Raw genomic sequence first — 3,024 nt, forward strand, 5'->3', positions numbered from 1 at the left:
TTACTTTTCAACGTAGGAGACTCCTGGTTGCTTGGCTATCAGCCTAAACATCTTGTCCAGGCATCCTACTTTTTTTTGTGCCTTTCACACTACCCTTCATTACCCAACTTTTTCGCGTTGCACCCGTTGTTGAGTGGGTCAAGTCCACTTACCCACCATGCACTCTCTGTGGCGTGGGCATATCTTCTCAAATAGGAGTCCCGTAATCGTAGATCATTACGTCGGGCTGTTTGTGGTAGGGCAAAGAGGAGATACTCATATATTGATGGGCCAGATAGAGAACGGACATTGAGTACAGCAAGCGTTGGATCAACAGCGGAATTGATTACCCATTCATGCCAGTGGTTAGGAGCTAACTGATTTTTCGTTTGATGTGCATCGATGATATTCATATCCCTTCCTCTAATAGACGCAGGACAATAGAGCGGCACTTGAAGATAGATGCCGCTTAAAAAACGTTTTATGTGTGTTTGAAAATCTGAAACTAGTAAATTAGTACCACACCTGGATTGAGGGGCTGTTTAGTTTTGCTCGGCTTTAAAAACTTCAATCAACACACTCTCTGGGTACAAACCAACTCGTCCAAAGCGTGGATCACGAATGCGTTCTATTTCTATTCCCTGTTGACGACACAATGCACTGGCTTTCTTACCTTTAGTGCTGGCTTCTTTACGGGATATCTCCAGACCTTGGAGATTAGCGAAACCGACAATGCTATATTTATGTCCACAAGGGGCGTTAAATCTTTCTTGTTCAACTTCAACTGCTTGAATTCTTGCCAAGATTTCAGTCTGTTGCTGCTGTTGCTCCAATAAACGCTGTTCTTGCAGTGCCATCTGTTGTGCAATCGCGGCGAGTAACTGTATTTGTGTCATCGCTGTTTCGCTATGAGCGGCGGGTTTAGTCCAGCCCAATTTGTCTTGAATCCAAGCGCGGACACCGATACTTTCAAAAGCTTCGCAGACTAATGTTGCTTGGAGGGTACATCTCTTACCAGCTTCATAGCCGTAGTAATGAATAATAGTAGCGACAGCAATATCGGGTATCCCCGATTCAGACCACCCCCAAATCTCAGCAGGCTCAAAGCCTTTACGAATAAGCTTTTCAACGAGTTTAGAGTGAGTTTTGTCAGCAGCAGTTCTGAGATTTCTGAGCAATCCAGCATCATTGACATCTGCTAATCTGGCTGTTGCTCGAACACTCGCTTTGCCCTGGCCATTGACATCGATCTGAATTTCTTGAGATATCTGTTCTATGATTTTGGCGATTTCGATTTGCGACATATAGCAATCCGGAATCATTCGTGAGAAAATACGTACAAGAGCAGAAGTAGTTTTAATGACTAAGGTGAGGAGTGGTAATGTGGATGCGATCGCTAGATGAGTTTATTGAAAATAGCCAAGATAAGCGTGAAGTTCAACGAGCGATAGCAGTCAAGATGTTGCTGTGTGGATACAAGCATCAAGAGATAATAACAATACTAGGAGTTTCATCGGGTTTTATAAGTAAGTGGAAAAAAGCATTTTTTCAAAGTGGAGTAGAAGGTTTAAAACTCGCTCATCAAGGAAGTGTTGGGCTATTAAGCTCAGAGCAACGTTCGTCTGTAATAGAGTGGCTGTTAATCAAAGATAGATGGACTTTAAATGAGCTAGAGTATGAGATCAGCCGCAAATACGGTGTTACTTTCTCCTCAAAGCAAAGCTACTATGATTTATTTAATGAAGCACGTATCAGTTGGAAGAAAACTCAAGCTCACAACCCAAAATATGATGAAGAATTAGTCGCGTCAAAAAAAAAGAGATTTGTACACTGCTGGCAGGGCGACGTGAGGAAATAGAATCTGGAAAATTAGTCGTATTCATGGTCGATGAATGTCATTTGTTGTGGGGAGACGTAAACGGTTATGTTTGGGGCAAAACGAGCGAACGAATATCAGTTCCTATAGACAACGTTCGTTGCAAACAAACATATTTCGGCGCATTAAACTATAAAACAAAGGAATTTTTCATTTACAAAGCAAAGAAAGCTAATTCTCAGACAACAATTGGTTTTTTAGAATATCTTCAATCACTGCGGTCTGAAGCAAAAATATTAATTATTTGGGACGGTGCTAGTTATCATCGTTCAGGGCAAATTAAAGAGTATTTAGACTCGCTCAATGCAGAATTAGAAAAAGAACAATGGTTGATAACTTGTGAGCGCTTTGCCCCGAATGCTCCACAACAAAACCCTGTAGAAGACATCTGGTTACAAGCAAAAAGACTAATTCGAGAATTTTACTTTTTTTGTCATTCTTTCTCTGTAGTCAAGGGTTTATTTGAATTAGCCATTGATTGTCAAATTTTTGACTTTCCTAAGCTACATGAATATGGTGTTTTCTCATGAATCATTTAGGATTGCTATAGTTTTGACTTGTGTGATTGGAGATAAAGACTGGGAAGTAATTTTCAAAAGCGAGGAGAAAGAGATCGCCTTTTCTCTCTCATGTGTGCGGTCGTTTTTACTTTTTGACTATTAGCCGTGGCTTCTTTGTGACAAACTCGCTTGCATATTGTCGATTGTGTTCAGCTAAGAGATTGGCGGCACAGGAGAGAAAATGCTGTTCAAGGGCAGGGTTGAGCCTACCACCTGTAAGTTCAGCCAAAGTCTTCATTGCCTCGACTAAAGTTTGCAGTCGCTCCTCAACAGGAGAGAAAGCTGGGGCAATGGAATGATCTTTGGTGATTAAGACATTTTGGTTAAATGAGAAACTCATATAGCAGTCCTAATAAAACGTCAGACAGAGAGCGATTGCTAAAAAAGCACCCGCACCAAATTCTTTTGGGGTACAAAAGCTAATCGGTCATTCAAACTGGTGGTTTCTTTGAGTGCAGGGGGCATTGATTCGACGTAATAAAGGCTTTGTTGCATGAAACGGAAAAAAGATAAACTTCACTCAATAGAAGGGCGAATTAATTTTCCACTTTGTAGCTAACTGGTTTACCTAAATGAATCATGCGATTGAGCGCAGCACACTGCAAGAAT

4 protein-coding genes are annotated in these 3,024 nt (G+C 41.2%); 1 reads left to right on the forward strand and 3 read right to left on the reverse strand.

Annotated elements, in window-relative coordinates; genetic code table 11:
* Positions 1 to 89 precede the first annotated feature (89 nt).
* Positions 90 to 392, reverse strand: coding sequence for a hypothetical protein (locus tag FNW02_RS37820; RefSeq protein WP_225226317.1), 303 nt, complete (start codon positions 390 to 392; stop codon positions 90 to 92).
* 129 nt (positions 393 to 521) lie between these two features.
* Positions 522 to 1,283 (reverse strand): hypothetical protein, encoded by a 762-nt coding sequence (locus FNW02_RS37825; RefSeq protein WP_191762578.1) that lies wholly within the window; start codon positions 1,281 to 1,283, stop codon positions 522 to 524.
* Between the two features lie 83 nt (positions 1,284 to 1,366).
* On the opposite strand from FNW02_RS37825, the gene FNW02_RS37830 reads away from it, so the two are divergent.
* Positions 1,367 to 2,385, forward strand: a protein-coding gene (locus FNW02_RS37830) for an IS630 family transposase (RefSeq protein ID WP_191762579.1) whose coding sequence is annotated in 2 segments (ribosomal slippage) — positions 1,367 to 1,787 and positions 1,787 to 2,385 — 1,020 coding nt in all. Because the reading frame shifts where the segments join, the coding sequence is not laid out codon by codon here.
* 115 nt (positions 2,386 to 2,500) lie between these two features.
* Here FNW02_RS37830 and FNW02_RS37835 read toward each other — a convergent pair.
* The gene (locus FNW02_RS37835) at positions 2,501 to 2,755 is read right to left on the reverse strand and encodes a hypothetical protein (RefSeq protein ID WP_191762580.1); all 255 of its coding nucleotides are present in this window, start codon (positions 2,753 to 2,755) and stop codon (positions 2,501 to 2,503) included.
* Positions 2,756 to 3,024: the final 269 nt, after the last annotated feature.

The organism is Komarekiella delphini-convector SJRDD-AB1 (assembly GCF_014831675.1).
GTDB lineage: Bacteria > Cyanobacteriota > Cyanobacteriia > Cyanobacteriales > Nostocaceae > Komarekiella.

Bases quoted from the DNA above. Each gene is read 5' to 3' on its own strand.
- FNW02_RS37820 (WP_225226317.1), bottom strand. From the start codon at position 392: ATGAATATCATCGATGCACATCAAACGAAAAATCAGTTAGCTCCTAAC.
- FNW02_RS37825 (WP_191762578.1), bottom strand. From the start codon at position 1,283: ATGTCGCAAATCGAAATCGCCAAAATCATAGAACAGATATCTCAAGAA.
- FNW02_RS37835 (WP_191762580.1), bottom strand. From the start codon at position 2,755: ATGAGTTTCTCATTTAACCAAAATGTCTTAATCACCAAAGATCATTCC.